This is a genomic window from Mycetocola reblochoni REB411 (assembly GCF_900163835.1).
Classification (GTDB): domain Bacteria; phylum Actinomycetota; class Actinomycetes; order Actinomycetales; family Microbacteriaceae; genus Mycetocola_B; species Mycetocola_B reblochoni.
Genome location: NZ_FUKR01000022.1, coordinates 12,629 through 30,523, shown reverse-complemented (window position 1 = coordinate 30,523; position 17,895 = coordinate 12,629). Strand labels below are relative to the sequence as shown.

Sequence of the window (17,895 nt, the reverse complement as noted above, 5' to 3'; positions counted from 1 at the left end):
GCGCCGGGCGCGGACCGCTCAGGAGAGGATCCCCTCCCCCACGAAGCCTCCCTCCGCGCAGCCGGGCGGCACGGCGAAGACGGCCGAGCCGATCGGCGTGGTCCACTCGTTGAGCAGGTCCAGCTCGTCCAGCCGGCGCTGGATCGGCACGAACTGCGCGGACACGTCGGCCTGGTACGAGACGAACAGCAGCCCGGCGTCCGACACCTCGTCCCCCGATGGCGCCTGCTCGTAGTTGTAGCCGCGGCGGAGGATCCGCTCGTCCGGGTCGTCGGAGCGGGCCCGGCGCATGTGGGAGAACTCGGGGATCACGGGGAAGCCCGCGGCACTGGTCGCGGCGAAGTCCGGCTCGTCGTGCTCCCTCGTCCCCGTGAGCGGCGCGCCGGTGTCGAGCGTGCGCCCGACCGACTGCTCGCGTCCGCCGCGGTCCAGCCGGTCCCAGGTGTCCAGGTTCATGGCGATGCGCCGCACGACCATGCCCGTGCCCCCGGCGAGCCAGCCCTCCCCCGACCACACCAGCCGGTCGACGTCCGCCGACCCCTCCCTGAGGTTGACGGTGCCGTCGATCTGGCCGAACAGGTTGCGCATGGTCGTTCCCGAGCGCTCCGAGCCGCGGGACCTGCGGAACCCGTCCTGCACCCAGCGCACCGTGGCGAAGGAGCGCGCGTCCTTCAGCAGCATGCGCGCGGCGTGCGAGACGGTGACCCCGTCGTCCGCGCCGATCTGGAGCAGGAGGTCCCCGTCGCTCCAGCGTTCCTCCAGACGGTCGATGCCGAACGCCGGGAGCGGGCCCAGCCAGGAGGGGACCGCCGACTCCCCCGCCGCGATCCGGACGAGGCGCGGCCCGAAGCCGAAGGTCACCGTCAGCCGCGACGGCAACGCAGCGAGCTCCGGCTCGGAGTCGGCGAGCGCCGCCGTCCCCGCCGTCAGCCGGGAGGCGTCGTCGCTGAGCAGACGCATGAGCCGGGCCAGTGCCGACCGGTCGACGTCGTCGCGGAGCGTGAGCGCGATGAAGCGGGCGTGCGCCTGCGGCGCCGTGGTGACCCCCGCCTGGTGCGCGCCGTGGAACGGGATCGTCTCAGCGCCGTGCAGCTGTTCCGGTGCCGGCCCGGTCGTCGCCCCGGCGTCGACGATCGCCGCGACCGCGCGCTCCGCGCCGAGGGCCGTGGCCGCGCCGAGGCCGGCGGCCGCTCCGCCGAGCAGCAGCCGGCGCCGGCTGAGCACGCGGGCGGGGGGCGCGGTGTCGTCGCGGGCGCCGGTCATCCCTCGTGCCCGTCGTGGCCGGAGTGCTCGCCGTCGGAGCCGTCGTAGTTCTCGTTGGCGCCCGAGTAGTCCTTCACCGGTGCGGTGATGTCGGCGACCGAGCCGTCGGAGAAGGACAGCTCGACGCTCACCTCGTCGCCGGCGAGGATCGGCTCGGCCAGGTCCATGAGCATGATGTGGTCGCCGCCGGGCTCCAACACGCGGCTGCCGCCCGCGGGGATGGTGAAGCCGCCGTCCTTCTCCCGCATGACCATGGTCCCCGACTCGTCGGCGACGGTCTCGTGCAGTTCGACGTCGGACGACGCGGGCGTGGTCACCGACACGAGGGTGATGTCCGTGTCCCCGGTGTTGCTCAGCTCGCCGAAGGCGGCGGACATGCCGGACTCGGCCGACTTGACCCAGGCGTCGGAGACGTCGAGCGCCTCCGCCTGCGAGGAGGAGGGCGTGCTCGGGTCGGCGGAGGGCGAGCCGCTGCCCGCGCTGCACGAGCTGAGCAGCAGCACGGCGGCGACGGCCGCACCCGCGGGGGCGAGCAGCGCCGTCCGTGACCGGCGACGGGGCGTGCCGTTCGTGGGAGCGGCGGGGGTGGTGGTTGTGGTGGTGGTGATGGTGATGGTGCGCATGGTGGCGCCTTTCTGAGAGTTCTGGTTGAGGAATCGAGTGGGGGCGGTCGGGACCGGTCGCTGGTCGTGACGGGGCCGGAGGCGCGACGCGGAACGCGGGAACACCGCACGCGACCCGGGAGGTCAGCACGGCACCGTGGTGCGCGGCGCGTCATGCGGGCGCGTCGTAGGGAGCACGCAGCTCGCGCGGCACACGGCGACGACGATGCGAGCGCGCCCGCGAGGCCCGGCCGCGCTGCGACCGCCCTCGCGACCGACGCGAACGGCGAGCGGACGAGCGGACATCGCCGCACGCGCGCCCGGCCCCTCGCGTCAGAGCCCTCGCGTCAGAGCTCTGGCGTCAGAGCCCGCGCGTGGGCACCGCCCCCGCGCGGCGAGGCGGACCGCGATGGCTGATCGCCGAGACGGGGACCCGCTCGATGAGCGGTCGCGGGTGTGCCCCGACGACCGCCGACACCCGAGGGCGGACGGCGACGGCGACGTGCACGTCCAGGGACCGGACGACCCGCACGGCGACGAGCCTGACCCCGTCCACGAGGCGCAGCCAGGCGCGCTCACCGCGGTGCAGAGCGAGCACCGTCAGCGCGGCCGCCGCCGCGTGCGAGAGCCACATCGCGAGGGCCGGAAGGGCGTCGGCCGACACGGGCAGTGCGTCCGGATGCAGCACCACGCCGCCGAGGGCGTGCGCGGCGTGGCCGGAGTGGCCCGCCCCGGCGACGGTGCCGGTCGAGCCGAGGACGAAGAGGGTGTGGAACAGCAGCTGACTGACCCCGACGGACACGGAGAGCCGCGGCAGCGACAGCCGTCGGCCGCTCAGCAGAACGCAGACGACGACGGAGAGCACGAGAGGGACCGCGATGCCCCCCGCACCGGGGACCGCGCCGCCCGCGCCCACATGGGACATCAGCGCGACGAAGGTCGCGACCCCCGCGGCCACCGAGCCGCGCACGGTGCGGCTGAGGCGGGAGGAACGCATGCGACCATCATCGCAAACTCCCTCGCCGCGGACGACCGCGTGGCCGACCGACCACGCGGTCGTTTCCGCCGTCATGCTCTGGTCTCCGCGCCCCAGGGGGAGTAGACAGGAGGTATGAGCACCTCCGACCCGATCACCGTCCTGGACACCGACGACATCTGGGCGCTGCTGGCGACCGCGCGCTTCGGGCGCCTCGCCGTGAGCATCGCCGACCAGCCCGAGATCTTCCCCGTCAACTTCGTCGCGCGCGAGGGCGAGCTGTTCTTCCGTACGGCCGAGGGCACCAAGCTGTTCGGCGCCGTGGTGAACCCCGCTGTGGCGTTCGAGGTCGACGACTACACGGACTCCGAGGGATGGAGCATCGTCGTCAAGGGCACGGCCCGCGTGCTCGAGACCGAGGCCGAGCTCGCCGCCGCGCCGTCGATCACCGCGTGGGTGCCGACGGTCAAGACCCAGGTCGTCGCGATCGGCATCGAGTCGCTGAGCGGCCGTCGCTTCGCGTTCGGCGACGAGCCGTCGGACGAGCTCTAGCCCACGGCGCCACCCGCTCCACCACCCGACGACGAGGGTCCCACGATGAGCAGAATGCAGCACTTCGGCTGGTTCCTGTCCCGCGGCTTCGGCCCGCAGGGCTGGGGCCAGCCCTCCGCCGACTGGGGCGACGACTGGACCAGGCCCCGGCTCTACCAGCAGTCCGTCCGTGACCTCGAGCGCGCGGGCTTCGACCTCGTCGTCGTCGAGGACGCCCTCTCCCTCGGCAATCCGGACGCCCTCGCGTTGCGCGTCGACCGGGCGTACGGCGGCCCGAAGCACGACCCGCTCATGCTGGCGCCCTACCTGCTCGACGCGACCGAGCACATCGGCATCGCGCCGACGATCAACCCGATGTCGCTTCCGCCGTACACGGCGGCGCGGCAGCTGGCCACCCTCAACCACCTCAGCGACGGCCGCCTGGGCGCGAACATCGTCACCGACGTCGGCAGCAGCCGGCACTTCGGGCTCGACCCGCTCCCGCACGACGCCGCCTACGACCGGGCGGGCGAGTGGCTGAGCGGCGTCAGGGAGCTCTGGGGCAGCTGGCGCGACGGAGCCCTCGTTCAGGACGCGGCGTCCGGGCGGTTCGCCGACGCGTCCCGGCTCGACGCCGTGCGCCACGACGGCGAGCACTACCGCTTCGAGGGACCGCTCAACGCGATCCCCCGGCCGGAGGGCGACCCGGTGATCGTCTCCCCCGGCGGCTCGCCGCGCGGCCTCGACTTCGCCGGGACCCACTCGGACGTGCAGCTCGCCCTCGCCCGGCTCGACCCCGCCCGGATCCGGGAGTACCGCTCCCGCGTGCACGCCGCGGCGGCGGCCCACGGGCGAGACCCGGAGGAGGTCGCCGTCCTGCTCGTTCTCAAGCCGGTCGTGGTGTCCAGCCGGGAGGAGGCGGAGCGCATCGTCGCCGCCTCGGCCACACCCGACGACGCGGCCCTGCGCCGGATCGCCCTCGCCCACTCCAGCGACCTGGAGACCGACCTCACCGTGCTCGACCTGGACCGCCCCCTCGACCCGGGGGTGTTCGGCGACCACGTCTCGCGCGGCAGCATCGCCGGTCTGCTCGGCCGCGTCGACGACCCCGCGGACGCCACCCTGCGCGAGGTGCTCGCCCAGCACGCCCGTCTCGGGCTGATCAGCGACCGGTCGGGGCTGGTGGGCACGGCGGAGGAGATCGCCGACGCCATCGAGGAGCTCGGCGAGGAGGCCGACAACGATGGTTTCCTGCTCTCCGGCGACTTCCACCCCGTCACCGTGCACCGCTACCTCGACGAGCTCGTGCCCGTGCTGCGCCGACGGGGCGTGCTCCGTCGCGAGTACGGCGACGGCGGACTGCGCGGCAACCTCAGAGACTTCTGACCCCGGCGGGCCTGAGCCGCGGCGTGACGACCGGCCGCGACGCCGCGCCAGGCCGTCGTCCCTGTGCTCGCGATGCTGGGACACTGGGTCCATCACCGTTCGACCCCGGAGCACAGCAGCCATGAGCCACCCCCACCTCGCGATCGTCCACCTGAGGACGCACCGCCCGCACGACCCCGGCTTCCAGCGCGAGCTCGACGAGCTCAACGCGGGCGCCCTCGCCGCCGTCGAGCGGCTGGGCTGGACGGCGGAGCTGGTCGCGGCGGGCGAGCAGCCGCTGACAACGACACTCGCGGCGGTCGAGCGCGCGGACGGCGTCGTGCTGATGGGCGGCGAGGACGTCGAGCCCGGCCGGTACGGAGGCACGGACGGCTACGAGGGGCAGGGCACCCACGACCCCGAGGCGGACGCGGCCCACATTGCCCTCGTCCGGCGCTCCGTCGCGGAGGGCGTGCCGCTGCTCGGCATCTGCCGCGGGCAGCAGATCGTCAACGTCGCCCTCGGTGGCACGCTGGTCCAGCACCTGGACACCACCGAGGCCCACCGCGGCGGTCGCGGCGCGCCGAGCCCGTACGTGTCCTCGCGGGTGCTGCTCACCCGGGGCAGCGCCCTGCGCGGCGACGTCGACCCGGCGCGCGCCGTCTTGTGCACCCACCATCAGGCGGTCGACGTGCTCGGCAAGGGGCTGCGGGTGGACGCGGTCGCTGCGGACGGCGTCATCGAGGCGATCAGCCACGTCTCCGCGCCGGTCACCGCCGTGCAGTGGCACCCGGAGCACCCGGACGACGTCGACGGGCTCGTCGCCCTGCTGCGTCGCCTCGCGCGGCAGATCGCGGGCGCGTCCCTCCCCCGCCGCCCCGATGTGACCGCGCTCGAGCTCGTCGGCGGACCGGAGCCGCTCACGCACCGGCTGCACGAGGACGACGGAACCCGGGCGACGCTGTTCCGCGCACACCGTGACCGGATCGTGTCCGCGCTCGGGCCGAGTGCCCTCACCGTCGAGCACATCGGCTCCACCTCGGTGCCGGGGCTCGCGGCCAAGCCGATCATCGACATCGTCGTCGCCGTGGCGGACGTCACCGCGGAGGAGGACTACCTGACCGCCCTCATCGCCGCCGGCTACGAGCTGCGCGTGCGCGAGCACGGCCACCGTCTCGTCCGCACGCCGGAGCGCGACGTCCACGTGCACCTGTACGCCGACGGCGACCCGGCGATCGCCGCGTACCTGACGCTGAGGGACCACCTCCGCACGGACGCGGACGACCGCGCCCTCTACGCGGCGACGAAGCGCGTGCTGATGGAACGCGACTGGGCGGACGGCAACGACTACGCCGACGCGAAGGGCGACGTCATCGCCGCGATCATCGCCAGGGCCAGGGCCAGGGCTGCGGCGACGGAGAGCTAGCGATCAGCCGGTCGTGATCATGCGGCCGCGCGTCCGACTGCTGCTCAGCTGCGCCGGACGAGCGGGATGACCTGCTCGGCGAAGCGCTCCACCTCGGACAGCATCGGCGAGAACTGCAGCAGCAGCGTGTCGACGCCGACCGCCTCGAACTCCCTGATGCGCGCCGCGACCTGCTCCGGCGTGCCGATCAGCTCGGGACGCAGGCCCCGGTTGGACACCGAGTAGTCGCGCAGGCTCACCGGGGTGTCCAGCTGCGACTTGGACACGAAGTCCTGGTAGGAGTGATACGCGTCGCCGCTGCGCACGTCGGTGATGCGTTCCAGCTCCGCCTGGGCCTCCTCCTCCGTGTCGCGCACGATCGCGAACGCGGCCATGCCGAAGCGCTCGAACGGCTCCCGCCCCGCCTCGGCCCGGCGGCGGCGCATGTCGGTGATCTTCGCGTCCAGCTCGTCCACGGTGCCGCCGTGGGTGAGGTACGCGTCGGCGAAGCCCGTGATGGCCTCGCGCCCGGCGGGGCTCTCACCCCCGGCGTAGATGAGCGGCTGACGGACCGGCTTCGGCTCCAGGTGGGTGCCGTCGAGGCGGAAGTGCCGCCCCTCGTGGCTGTACGGCGTCTGGCTCCAGAGCCCCCTCAGCACCTCGACGTACTCGCTCGTGTAGGCGTAGCGGTCGTCGTGGCTGGCGAAGTCGACCCCGTACTGCCTGGCCTCCTCCTGCCACCACGCGGAGACGACGTTGAGGGTGAACCGGCCGGCGGCGACGTCCTGGATGGTGGCGATCTGCTTGGCCGCGAGCGCGACGGGGTGGTAGCTGGGGCGCAGCGCCGCCATGATCTCGATGCGCTCCGTGACGGCGGCCGTGGCGATCGCGACGGTCCAGGCGTCCAGGGCGGGGCCGTCGGCGCCCCTGATGTCGTTGAGGTTGAGCTCGGGCACGAGGGTGAGGTCGAAGCCGCCGGCCTCCGCCGCCCTGGCGATGCGGATGATGTGCTCGACCGTGGCGGGGGTCTGCTCGTCGGCGACGTTGCGCAGCCAGCCGCCGAAGATGGGGGTCCAGTAGCCGAACCTCATGCCGTGCTCCTCGTGCTCGTTGCGGTGACGGGCCGTCCCGGGCCGCGCGGCCCGCCACGGTGGCCGGGGACGGGGTCCGGCGAGCAGTATCGCGGACGGCCGCGGGCTCCCGGCTCAACAGTGGCACAGGCACGTCATCCTCGGAAATGTGTGACGCGCTGTGGCACACCGCATGACGATCACGCCAGACTTGCTCAACACGAGACACGACGCACCCGGCAGCACACACCGCTGCACGACCTCGAGGAGGGCCCCATGTCGGCAGCAGCACAGCAGGCCGGGCAGGCCGGGCACGCCGGGCAGGCCACGATCGCCACGGTGGTGTCCCGCGCGGGGGGTCCGCTCGACGGCGAGGGCAGCCTCGTCGACGCGCGCATCCCCGCGCCGGCCGCCCCGACCGGGCACGACCTGCTCGTCGAGGTCGCCGCCGTGTCGGTCAACCCGGTCGACGTGAAGGTCCGCGCCTCGGCGAACCCGGACGGCCGCGACCGGGTGCTCGGCTGGGACGCCGCGGGCACCGTCCTGGCCGTCGGAGAGGACGTGACGCTGTTCCGCCCCGGCGACGAGGTGTTCTACGCCGGCGCCCTCGACCGCCCCGGCAGCTACGCGAGCCAGCAGCTCGTCGACGAGCGCATCGTCGGGCCCAAGCCGGCGACCCTGGGCTTCGCCGATGCCGCCGCGCTCCCGCTCACCGGCATCACCGCGTGGGAGGCCCTGTTCGACAAGCTCGGGCTGACCGCCGACTCCACCGGCACACTGCTCGTCCTCGGCGCAGCCGGAGGGGTCGGCTCGATCCTCATCCAGCTCGCCACAGCGCTCACCGGGGTCACGGTGATCGCCACCGCCTCCCGGCCGGAGTCGCGTGCCTGGGCGGAGCGGCTGGGAGCCCACGTGGTCGTCGACCACTCGGCGCCCGACCTCGACCGGCGCATCCTCGACGTCGCCCCCGGAGGGGTGGACTACGTCTTCACACCGCAGAGCAGGGGCCGGATCCCGCTGTTCGCGACGGTGGTGCGCCCCTTCGGTGAGATCGTCGCCATCGACGACGAACGGGACCTCGACATCATGGCGCTGAAGGATCGGTCGCTGTCGTGGCACTGGGAGTTCATGTTCGCCCGCGCCCGCCACGGCTACGACCTGATCGCGCAGCACACGCTGCTCGCACGCATCGCGAGGCTCGTCGACGCCGGTCGCCTCCGCACCACGCGGACGCGGACGCTCACACCGCTCGATGCGGCCAGCCTCCGCGAGGCCCACCGCGCCGTCGAGTCGGGGCACATGGTCGGAAAGGTCGTCGTCGCCGAGGCCGACGACTCTCCGCACGCCCCGGCCTGACCCTCGCCCCTAAGCTGGTCGCATGGAGAGACACCCGGTCCGCCTCGGCTTCCTCATCGCCGTCGGCGTCCTGCTCGCGGTCGGCCTGGCCGTGGCGCTGAGCTCGCTCAGCACGGTGCTCATCACCGTCGGCACGGCCCTGTTCGTCGCGGTCGGCCTCAACCCGCTCGTGACCAGGCTCGTCGCGCGAGGGCTCTCCCGCGGGGTGTCGGTCCTCATCGTCACGCTGGGTGTGCTCGCACTGCTCGGGGCGCTGCTGCTGGTCATCGTCCCGATCATCGTCGACCAGGTCCGCCTGCTCGCGACCGAGCTGCCGAGCCTGCTCGCTGACCTGCCCCGGCAGGAGTGGTACCTCGACCTCGACGAGTCCACCGGCGGCGGCATCGGCCAGCTGCGCGACTGGCTGAGCTCCACGATCGTCGACCCGAACACCTGGCTCGCCCTCGGCGGCGGCGTCCTGCAGGCGACGGCCAGCATCGCCGGGGGCGTCGGCAACACCGTGTTCATCGCGATCCTGACGCTCTACTTCCTCGCGGGGCTGCCCCGCATCACCGCGGCGTTCTACCGCCTGACCCCGCGCAGCACGCGGGAGCAGACGGTCGACCTGACGGAGGACATCCTCGCCGGGGTGGGCAACTACCTGTCGGGCATGGCGGTGCTCGCCGCGATGAACGCCGTGTTCTCGTTCATCGTTCTGACGATCGCGGGGAACCCCTTCGCGGCGGTGCTCGCCTTCCTCGCGCTGCTGATCACCTTCATCCCGCTCGTCGGCTCGGTGATCAGCACCGTGATCGTCACGCTCGTCTGCCTCATGGTGTCGCCGCCGAGCGCGCTGTGGGTCGGGATCGCCCTCGTCGCCTACATGCAGGTCGAGGCGTACGTGCTGACGCCGCGCGTGCTGAGCCGCGCGGTGACGATCCCCGGCTCGCTCGTGCTGATCGGCGCGATGGTCGGCGGCACGCTGCTCGGACTGCTGGGCGCGCTCGTGGCGGTCCCCGTGACGGCGGCGCTGCTGCTCATCATCGAGCGGGTCATCGTGCCGAGGCAGGAGCTGGCCTAGCCTCGTCGCGCCCGGTCGTGGCCGGTCCGCAGCCCGCCCACACGCCCTGTCTCCCGCGGCGGCCATGCAGTATATTGATGTGGTCCGACCACAGGGTCCCCGTGACGTCGAAGGAGGAACGCCGTGCCCGACACCCCGCGCGCCTGGCGCACCGTCCTCGACAAGATCGAGGCGGACCTCGTCTCCGGCTCCCTCCACCCCGGCGACCGCCTGCCGGGTGAGCGTCAGCTGGCCGCCGAGCTCGGCGTCGGGCGCTCCAGCGTCAGGGAGGCCATCCGCGTGCTCGACGCGATGGGGCTGGTGCAGACCAACGTCGGATCCGGCCCGCAGGCGGGAGCCATCATCGTCGCCCGGCCCGACGGCGGGATGTCGATGCTCATGCGGCTGCAGGTCGCGGCGACGGGCTTCGCCGTCGACGACATCGTCAGCTCCCGCGTGCTGCTCGAGACGGCGGTCGTCGCCAGCCTGGCGTCACGGTTCGCCCCGCCCGGCAGCCTCATCGGCCTGCCCATCATCGGCGCCCGCGCCGCCCACGACCACTACTTCGGCCAGGTGATCGCCCAGGCGACCCGCCAGGAGCCCGCCCTCCTCCGCCTCCCCGGCGAGGCGGACGGCACGGAGGGCTCGGGCACCGCGAACCCTCGCTCGCCGGAGTCGGACCCGACCCCCGCACCGACACCGACACCGACACCGGAGACGCTGCTCGCCGACGCCGAACGCATCCTCGACCGGATGGACGCGGCCACCGACGCGGCGACCTTCCTGTCCCTCGACACCCGCTTCCACCTGCGGCTGGCGGAAGCCGCCGGAAACCAGGTCATCTCCGCCACCATGTCCGGGCTGCGCGGCGCCGTCGAGTCATACGTGACCGAGGGCATCCCCGCCTTCCCCGACTGGCCGGCGACCGCCGCCCGCCTGCAGCGCGAGCACAGGGACGTGATCGCCTCGATCCGCGCGGGCGACCAGCCCCTGGCCACCCGGCTGATCCGCCGGCACATCGAGGACTACTTCTCCGACATCAGCCTGCACCGATCGGAGCCGCCACTCCCCGACCCCGCCGCGGCGCCCGCGACGAGCCAGACCAACAGGTAGAAAGAAGGAACCCATGGTCCAACGACGCCTTCCCCGACCGCACGACCTGCTGCCCCTCATGCAGTTCAAGAAGCCGGAGTTCAACCCGCGCACCCGCCGCCTCGACTCCGCCACCAACGTCTACGACCTCCGCGCGATCGCCAAGCGCGTCACCCCGAAGGCCCCGTTCGACTACACCGACGGCGCCGCGGAGGGCGAGGTCTCCCTCGCCAGGGCGCGGCAGGCGTTCGAGGACATCGAGTTCCACCCCTCCGTGCTGAAGGACGTCTCGCACGTCGACACGACGCGCGAGATCCTCGGCGGCCCGTCGGCGCTGCCGTTCGGCATCGCTCCCACCGGCTTCACCCGGATGATGCAGACGGAGGGCGAGCGCGCCGGCTCGACGGCCGCCGAGGCCGCAGGGATCCCCTTCACGCTGTCGACGATGGGCACCACCTCGATCGAGGACGTCGCCGCGGCGGCACCGCACGGCCGCAACTGGTTCCAGCTGTACATGTGGACGGACCGTGAGCGCTCCATGAAGCTCGTCGACCGTGCGGCCGCCGCCGGCAACGACGTGCTCGTCGTCACCGTCGACACCCCGGTCGGCGGGGCGCGCCTGCGCGATGTGCGCAACGGCATGACCATCCCGCCGAGCCTCACGCCGAAGACCGTGATCAACGCCATCCCGCGGCCGGCGTGGTGGATCAACTTCCTGACCACGGAGCCGCTCGCCTTCGCCAGCCTCGATCGCTGGTCGGGCACGGTCGCGGCCCTGATCGACACGATGTTCGACCCGACCGTCGGACCGGACGAGGTCCGCTTCATCCGCGACAACTGGAAGGGCAAGCTCGTCGTCAAGGGCATCCAGTCGGTGGAGGACGCGAAGCTCGCCGTCGACCTGGGCGCCGACGGCATCGTGCTGTCCAACCACGGCGGCCGCCAGCTGGACCGCGCGCCCATCCCGTTCCACCTGCTGCCGCACGTCGCGGCCGAGCTCGGCGACGACACCGAGATCCTGCTCGACACCGGCATCATGAACGGCGCGGACATCGTCGCGGCGGTCGCCCTCGGCGCCGACTTCACCCTCATCGGGCGCGCCTACCTCTACGGGCTCATGGCGGGCGGGCGAGCGGGCGTCGACAAGACGATCGACATCCTGCGCAGTGAGATCGTCCGCACCATGAAGCTGCTCGGCGTCGCCGCGTTGGACGAGCTCGAGCCGCGCCACGTCACCCAGCTGAGCCGCTTCACGACGCTCGGCCCCGTGCCCGAGCACCTGGCCGACGCGAAGCCGCGACGCCGCTGAGACGGCTCGGGCCCGGGCCCGGGCCCGGGCCGACCCGATCCGGTCCGATCCGGTCCGACGACGAGCGCGGTCCGACTCCGCGCGAAGTCGGACCGACGCCGAGCCGGGCTGGGCCGGGCTGGGCCGGGCCGGGCCGGAGCGACGCGGTGCCTGGCCGACGCCGAGACAGGCGCGGCACCACGTGCGACCCTGCGCAGCAGCAGAGAACGGCCCCGCCTCCAGGAGAGGCGGGGCCGTTCCGCGTCGCGGGGCGGGGCTCAGATCTGCAGATCTGCGGTGGCGGCAGCCGTCTTGTGCCGGGCGAGCGCGAGGTTGGCGCGCGAACGGTCGAGCACGACGTAGGCGAACAGCGTCGACGCACCGGTGCCGCCGAGCACTCGGATCAGGTGGTACTGACCGGTCAGGGTGATGAGGATGTCCTCGATGCTCTCGTTGATTCCGAGGCTGCTCATCGTGCGGAGCTTGGCCTTGACCACCTCGGAGTTGCCTGCGGCGGCGTACTCGAGGCTGAACGGCGGGGTTCCGGCCGTTCCCAGCGCCATTCCGCTGTCGGCGTCGACGATGGCCGCGCCGGTGGCACCGTCGATCGTGAGCAGCTCGGCGAGCACGGAGTCGATTGTTGACATGAGTGGTCCTCCTTGGGGACGTGACGTGAGTGTGTGCTCCGTCGCCCTGACCTCGGGCTCGGGATCGGTATCGGGTACTGCGTCGAGGGGGGTCACGTCTCCGGGAGCATCCGGCAGCGGTGGCACGTGACGGAAGATCTCGCTGAACCACGCGTCGCCGAACTCCTCGGGGTCGAGCGGTTCTTCGCGCGTGCCACGTCGTCGGAATACGCCCACAGCGGGACTCCCATCGGGTTTGGTGTGTGCCGTCGCTGCGCTTCGGGGTCGCACGACGTACCGACAGTAGCAGCTAACGTGATCATTCCTCGCGTTTTGTCATCACCGCCACCCGGCACCCGCCCCAGCCCTCGCGCAACGTGACGCGGAGCGGGGAGTCCGGGCGACGACGGACACGGAGCGACCGGCGTGTTGCCCGTCGTGGCGGTCACGGGCTAGGTTCGCTCGCATGGACTCCTCCCCCGCCCCCGAGCTGTTCCACGCCCCTGACCACGACTCGTCGACGCCGGTCTTCACTCAGCTGAGGGAGCAACTGCTCGAGGCGATCGCGGCGGGACGCGCTCGCGCCGGAGACCGCCTGCCGACGGTCAGGGCCCTGGCCGAGCGGCTGGGCGTCGCCCCCAACACCGTCGCGAAGACGTTCCGGTTGCTCGAGCAGGAGGGCGTGGTGGAGACGCGCCGCCGCCTCGGCACCTTCGTCGCGGCGACGTCGGACGATCCGGTCGCGGCGGCGGCGGAACGGGCTGCGGGCGAGTTCGTCCGCTACTGTGCCGGGCTCGGCCTGACGCCGGCAGAGACCGTCGAGCTGGTCAGCCGCGCGGCCGAACGACCCCGCTGACGTCGACCCCGCCAACGACGACCGTGCGGACGAGGAGGGGCCGGCCCCGCCTCCGCGCGGTCAGACGATCTCTTCGCTCCACCGGTCGCTCGCACCGTCGCGAGAGGCGGCGATGCTGATCGTCTGCTCCCTGGCGAAGGACAGCAGCTCGATGCGTCCGGCCTGAGTGACCTCGTCGGCGATGACGACGACGGGGCTGTCCGGTCCGAGCGCGATGATCGCGTGCGATGCGGCCTGCGATCGGCGTTCCTCCGGTCCGACGACCCTGATCCGGTCCGGAGGGGTTGGAAGCGAGCCGTCCTCGCGCGGCGTCGTCGCGGTGATCCTGTCGATCCACTCCTGCTCGGTCTCGACCGAGACGAGCGCTTCGAGCCCGGTGAGGACGTGCCTCACCTCGGCGGGGAGTCCCTCGGGGACGGACAGCGTGATCCGGGCCCTGGCTCTCACCGCGGCGACGACGACGCGCAGGACCTCCCAGAGCTCGGTCCCCTCCGTCGCCCTGATGGAGGTGTCGACCGCCCGGTAGCGCAGGATGTTCCGCTCGGACGGCAGCAGGGTGACGTCCTTCGCCTCGCCGAAGTCCGTCCCCCAGACGACGGCGTCGGACAGCGCCGAGCGGCGCAGCTGGTCGAAGTGCTCGTAGCCGAGCGACGGCTGCGCGGCCTCGATGATCGCGACGATTCGGGAGTCGAGCCCACGCAGATGCAGCGTGGTGCTGCGCGCTCCCGCATCGGCGACCCAGCGGCCGAGCGTGACGAGGTGGTGCGGCCCTCCGGTGCTCGCGACCGCCCCGATCCGCGAGCGGCCCCAGCCCCCGAGAGGCTGACGCTGAACGACGGAGGCGGTGGTCGCCCTGTTCACCACAAGGGTCCCCGCCTGAGCGGCCTGGGTCCACCGGGCGAGCTCGAGGGGGTCCCGGCCGAAGAAGGCCTGGACCTGGCCGCCCTCGACGGCGTTCGCGAGCGCGATGGCCTCATCGAGAGTGCGAGCGCTGAGCACGTTCAGCACCGGCACCGCGGCCGGCCGGAGGTGGTTGACGCTTCCGTGCGCGACGTTGCTGCGCACCCCCGGCGTCCACAGCCGGGCCTCCCCGTCCAGTCGGCGGGGCGGGATCAGCCACGACTCCTCGCCCTCGGTGACGGTGAGTGCGGCGAGCTCGGCTCCGGCGGCGGGTCGACGCAACGGTCCGACCTCCGTCGCGGCGGAGGTCGCTGGGCCGACGCGCAGCGACGCGACCGCGTCTGCGAGCGTCCGGCGCAGGTGTTCGCTCTGCGCGAGGTGGCCGACGACGATGAGCACTCCGGCCGCCTGACGGTGCTGGCCCGCCCCGGCGAAGGCACTGTCGACGATGACGGGGATCATGGCGTCCAGGTCGGCGCTCGGGGTCAGGATCATCGCGTTGGCCCGGCGCACGGAGGCGCTGAAGGCGCGGGCTCCCCTCGCCCGCCGCAGACGACTCACCAGCGCGGCGTCGCCGGCGACCACGACACGGTCCGTCCCGTCGTGGTCGACGAGCCGGTGAAGCAGATCATCCGCCGCGCGTTCCCGTTCCTCGGAGCGAGCAGCGGCCCCCTCGTCGGCGCCGGAGGCCGACGGCGCCGCCTCGGCCTGTGCCGCTTCGCGGTCGCCCTCGGCGGGGTCGCCACTGCGAGCGGTCGCATCGATCGCGCTGCGGTCGTGCCGCGCCTCGGCGATGTCGTCGAGGGGTGCGTTCCGTTCGGCGTCGTCGGCCGCCGCCGTGATCCAGCCCGCATCGACCGCGAGGCCCGCTGCAGTGAGCGGGGAAGACGCGGCGACGGCGGGGACGGGGGGAGAAACGTGCGGCTCCTGGTCCTCGTCGGAGCGTGCAGCCTCAGCGATCGCCGCGTCATCGTGCGCCGCGTCCCGGCCCGACGGAACGTCGACCTCACCCGCGCGCTCGTCCTCATCCGCCGCCGAGTCGCCGCCGATCTCGGAGGAGTCCGGGACCGCGGCGTCGGGTCCGGCGGCGACGTCTTCGACTTCCTCGACCTCGACCTCGACCTCGACCTCGACCTCGACCTCGACCGATTCTTCCCCGTCCGGCTCGGCCGACGATGTGTCGTCGTCAGCCGTCTCGTCGACGGACTCTCCCGGGACGAGAAGCGCGGAGCCGGACGTGCCCTCCGGGACGGCGACCGTCGACGGGACGGCCACGACGAGAAGGTCGCGCGGGATGCCCGCCTCCCACAGCGCCTCCGCCACCACGGCGACGCAGCGCTCCGTTCCGTCGGCCGGCACGAGGATGGAGCCCGCGCCGACCGCGAGGGCGGCGAGAGCCGCGCCGGCCGCGTCGGCCACGGGCCGCTCCGCGCCCGGTCGCGACACCAGGAGCCGCGGCGGGCTGAAGCGCGCGCCGCGGACCGCGTCCAGCTCGCGCGCCTTCGCCGCGTAGTAGCCGGCGAGGTCGATGGCCTCGCTCACCTCGTGGTCGGCGGCGGTGATCGTCGTCGCGACCTCGGCGACGAGAACGTCGAGCAGGCGATCGCGATTGGCCGCGAGCGACAGCCCCGCACGCACGACGACATCCGCGCGCCGCTCGGCCGGCCGGGACCCCCACTCCTCCGCAAGGGAACGGACGACGGCGATGAGCCCCTCGACCTCGTCGTCATCGACGACCGCCGCCCTGACGGCATCGGCGCCGGTCTCGGACAGCTCGGCCCTGCGGAGCAGCCGGTCCATCCAGGCACGGTTCGCCGCGAGAGCGGGGTCGGTGTCCGGCACGTTGACGAAACCGGGGGCGCCCAGATCACTGACCGGCTTCTGGGGCAGGGTCGTGCTGTCGAACACGCGCACGGTGTCGAACGGGGACTCCGGCTCCCTCGCCACCCCGGCCAGCCCGAGCACCGCCTGGGTCAGGCTGAGCGGGGCGTCCTCGTGCTCCGGCTCCCGGGTGAGCGCGTCGTCGGGCCCCCACGAGATCGGCACGGGCGCCCCGAGCGTCCACTCCGTCTCTCTGTTCTGCGTGCGCAACGGCTCCGGAATGCGGTGCGGCTCCGCCTCGAGGGCAACGACGCTCGACCGGAAGGCGTCACGCTCGTGCTGCAGCTCGATCGCCGCATCCGGTCGGCCGAGCCGCAGAGCGGGGAACGCGCCCGAGCCGTACTCGCCGGCGAGACGGCTCAGGAATCGGCCGAGCGACCGTGCGTCGCCGTCCGCCAGCAGAGGTGTGTCGATCCGAACCGGCCCGAGCTCGCTGTTGACCGCGGCGAGCGCCGGCCCGGCGAGACCGCGTCGGAACTCGAACTCGAGGTCACCCGCGACCCCCGCGGCCTCGGCGATGCCCCTGGCGTAGGCCACGTCGTACAGGTTGTGGCTGGCCAGCGCGACGCGCGACCACTCGGTGCGACCCTTGCCGAGTGCCCAGTGCAGCATCCGTTTGAGGTTCGTGTCGGTGGACTTGCGGTCCTCGGCGACGGCGAGAGGCCAGGAACCGAGCTCGGCCTCGACGCGCTCGGCCGGCAGGTTGCCCCCCTTGACCATGCGCACGGTGATGGGTGCCCCGCCGCTCTCGTACCGCCGCTGGGCGTGCTCTACGAGCAGCTGCAGCTCGGTGAAGGACTCCGGGACCGCCGCGGACAGCGTGATGCCGATCGAGACCCTGTTCCACCGCTCCTGGTCGATGACACGCAGCAGGGACCGGACCGTGGCGTCGTGGTCCCGGTAGAGCCCGGCATCGAACATGAGCCGCACACCGGAGGCGGCCGCGGCCGCGAGGACCGGCGTCAGGCGGCCGACCAGCTCGTCGAAGGCGCCCTGTGCGGACCAGGGGGTCATGTGCGGCAGCAGCGCGGACGGGTCGATCGAGAGCACCTCGACGTCGTCGCGGGAGGCGAGGACGCGCAGCCGCTCCAGCTCGACACCCGCCGCGATGTCGCCGGCGACGGGCGGCGAGAGCAGTCGCAGTCCGGCCCGCATGTCGTGCGCGTGGATGCTCTGGACCAGGTCCGTGACCGCGTCGGCCTCGTCGGAGTCCACCAGGGAGGAGGCGGCGTGCCGGATGCTGCGCCGTAGCGCGGGGACGGCCAGCGCGGGCACGACGGGCCCGAGCTGCCCGCCGACGGCGAGCGCCGCGCGGGCGACCCCCGTCAGGGTGCTCGGGGCCGTACGCGCAGCCCTGCTGACCCCGTAGCCGGCGACCATCCTGACCTCGGGGCTGAGCACGTCGTCGGCGAGGATACGGACGAACGCGCCCGCGTCCGGGTCGGTGACCAGCTGGCCGAGCACGGTCGCGAGCTGCTCGGACGCGCTCTGGGAGGAGAGCTGTCCCTCGGCCGCGGCCGCCTGCTCCGTCCACCGCGCGACCCGGACGAAACTCTGCTCCGTGAGGAGGGCGTAGTTCTGCGCAGTGAAGTCGGACGGGTGCACCATGTACCGAGCCTATGCCCGGCGGGAGGCCCCGGAACGC

The 17,895-nt window shown here is 73.0% G+C and carries 14 protein-coding genes; 8 read left to right on the top strand and 6 right to left on the bottom strand.

Annotation, left to right across the window (positions count from 1 at the left end; genetic code table 11):
• Positions 1 to 18 precede the first annotated feature (18 nt).
• From FM119_RS03405 to FM119_RS03395, 3 genes are all read right to left on the bottom strand, one after another.
• Positions 19 to 1,263 carry a Dyp-type peroxidase gene (locus FM119_RS03405; RefSeq protein WP_087136288.1) on the bottom strand — a complete coding sequence of 415 codons (1,245 nt, stop codon included), beginning with the start codon at positions 1,261 to 1,263 and terminating at the stop codon, positions 19 to 21.
• Positions 1,260 to 1,886: a copper chaperone PCu(A)C gene (locus FM119_RS03400; RefSeq protein WP_087136287.1), complete on the bottom strand. Its 627-nt coding sequence runs from the start codon at positions 1,884 to 1,886 to the stop codon at positions 1,260 to 1,262. Before FM119_RS03400 ends, FM119_RS03405 begins: the two co-directional genes overlap by 4 nt.
• A 340-nt stretch (positions 1,887 to 2,226) precedes the next feature.
• A complete protein-coding gene (locus FM119_RS03395; protein WP_087136286.1) occupies positions 2,227 to 2,862 on the bottom strand; it encodes a hypothetical protein in 636 nt (211 codons plus the stop codon).
• A gap of 114 nt (positions 2,863 to 2,976) precedes the next feature.
• Here FM119_RS03395 and FM119_RS03390 point away from each other — a divergent pair, with 114 nt between their 5' ends.
• The 3 genes from FM119_RS03390 (at position 2,977) to FM119_RS14355 (ending at position 6,163) form a co-directional block, all read left to right on the top strand.
• Positions 2,977 to 3,393 (top strand): pyridoxamine 5'-phosphate oxidase family protein, encoded by a 417-nt coding sequence (locus tag FM119_RS03390; protein WP_087136285.1) that lies wholly within the window; start codon positions 2,977 to 2,979, stop codon positions 3,391 to 3,393.
• Positions 3,394 to 3,438: 45 nt separating this feature from the next.
• Positions 3,439 to 4,758, top strand: coding sequence for an NtaA/DmoA family FMN-dependent monooxygenase (locus FM119_RS03385; RefSeq protein WP_087136284.1), 1,320 nt, complete (start codon positions 3,439 to 3,441; stop codon positions 4,756 to 4,758).
• Positions 4,759 to 4,879: 121 nt separating this feature from the next.
• Complete coding sequence (locus tag FM119_RS14355; RefSeq protein WP_087136283.1) at positions 4,880 to 6,163, top strand: gamma-glutamyl-gamma-aminobutyrate hydrolase family protein; 1,284 nt, start codon at positions 4,880 to 4,882, stop codon at positions 6,161 to 6,163.
• Between the two features lie 44 nt (positions 6,164 to 6,207).
• Here FM119_RS14355 and FM119_RS03375 read toward each other — a convergent pair whose 3' ends face one another.
• Complete coding sequence (locus FM119_RS03375) at positions 6,208 to 7,233, bottom strand: LLM class flavin-dependent oxidoreductase (RefSeq protein ID WP_087136282.1); 1,026 nt, start codon at positions 7,231 to 7,233, stop codon at positions 6,208 to 6,210.
• A gap of 255 nt (positions 7,234 to 7,488) precedes the next feature.
• On the opposite strand from FM119_RS03375, the gene FM119_RS03370 reads away from it, so the two are divergent.
• The 4 genes from FM119_RS03370 to FM119_RS03355 all read left to right on the top strand — a co-directional run bounded on the left by FM119_RS03370 (position 7,489) and on the right by FM119_RS03355 (position 12,008).
• On the top strand, positions 7,489 to 8,568 hold the full coding sequence (locus FM119_RS03370) for a zinc-binding alcohol dehydrogenase family protein (RefSeq protein WP_087136281.1): 1,080 nt from the start codon (positions 7,489 to 7,491) through the stop codon (positions 8,566 to 8,568).
• Between the two features lie 22 nt (positions 8,569 to 8,590).
• On the top strand, positions 8,591 to 9,628 hold the full coding sequence (locus FM119_RS03365) for an AI-2E family transporter (protein ID WP_087136280.1): 1,038 nt from the start codon (positions 8,591 to 8,593) through the stop codon (positions 9,626 to 9,628).
• A 123-nt stretch (positions 9,629 to 9,751) separates the two neighbouring features.
• Positions 9,752 to 10,720 (top strand): FadR/GntR family transcriptional regulator, encoded by a 969-nt coding sequence (locus FM119_RS03360; protein ID WP_087136279.1) that lies wholly within the window; start codon positions 9,752 to 9,754, stop codon positions 10,718 to 10,720.
• A gap of 13 nt (positions 10,721 to 10,733) precedes the next feature.
• A complete protein-coding gene (locus FM119_RS03355; protein WP_087136278.1) occupies positions 10,734 to 12,008 on the top strand; it encodes an alpha-hydroxy acid oxidase in 1,275 nt (424 codons plus the stop codon).
• Between the two features lie 257 nt (positions 12,009 to 12,265).
• Here the strand turns inward: FM119_RS03355 and FM119_RS03350 are convergent, their stop codons facing one another.
• A complete protein-coding gene (locus FM119_RS03350) occupies positions 12,266 to 12,634 on the bottom strand; it encodes a hypothetical protein (RefSeq protein WP_087136277.1) in 369 nt (122 codons plus the stop codon).
• Positions 12,635 to 13,079: 445 nt separating this feature from the next.
• Here FM119_RS03350 and FM119_RS03345 point away from each other — a divergent pair, with 445 nt between their 5' ends.
• A complete protein-coding gene (locus FM119_RS03345; RefSeq protein ID WP_087136276.1) occupies positions 13,080 to 13,469 on the top strand; it encodes a GntR family transcriptional regulator in 390 nt (129 codons plus the stop codon).
• 60 nt (positions 13,470 to 13,529) lie between these two features.
• Here FM119_RS03345 and FM119_RS03340 read toward each other — a convergent pair whose 3' ends face one another.
• Positions 13,530 to 17,858, bottom strand: coding sequence for a proline dehydrogenase family protein (locus tag FM119_RS03340; RefSeq protein ID WP_087136275.1), 4,329 nt, complete (start codon positions 17,856 to 17,858; stop codon positions 13,530 to 13,532).
• Positions 17,859 to 17,895: the final 37 nt, after the last annotated feature.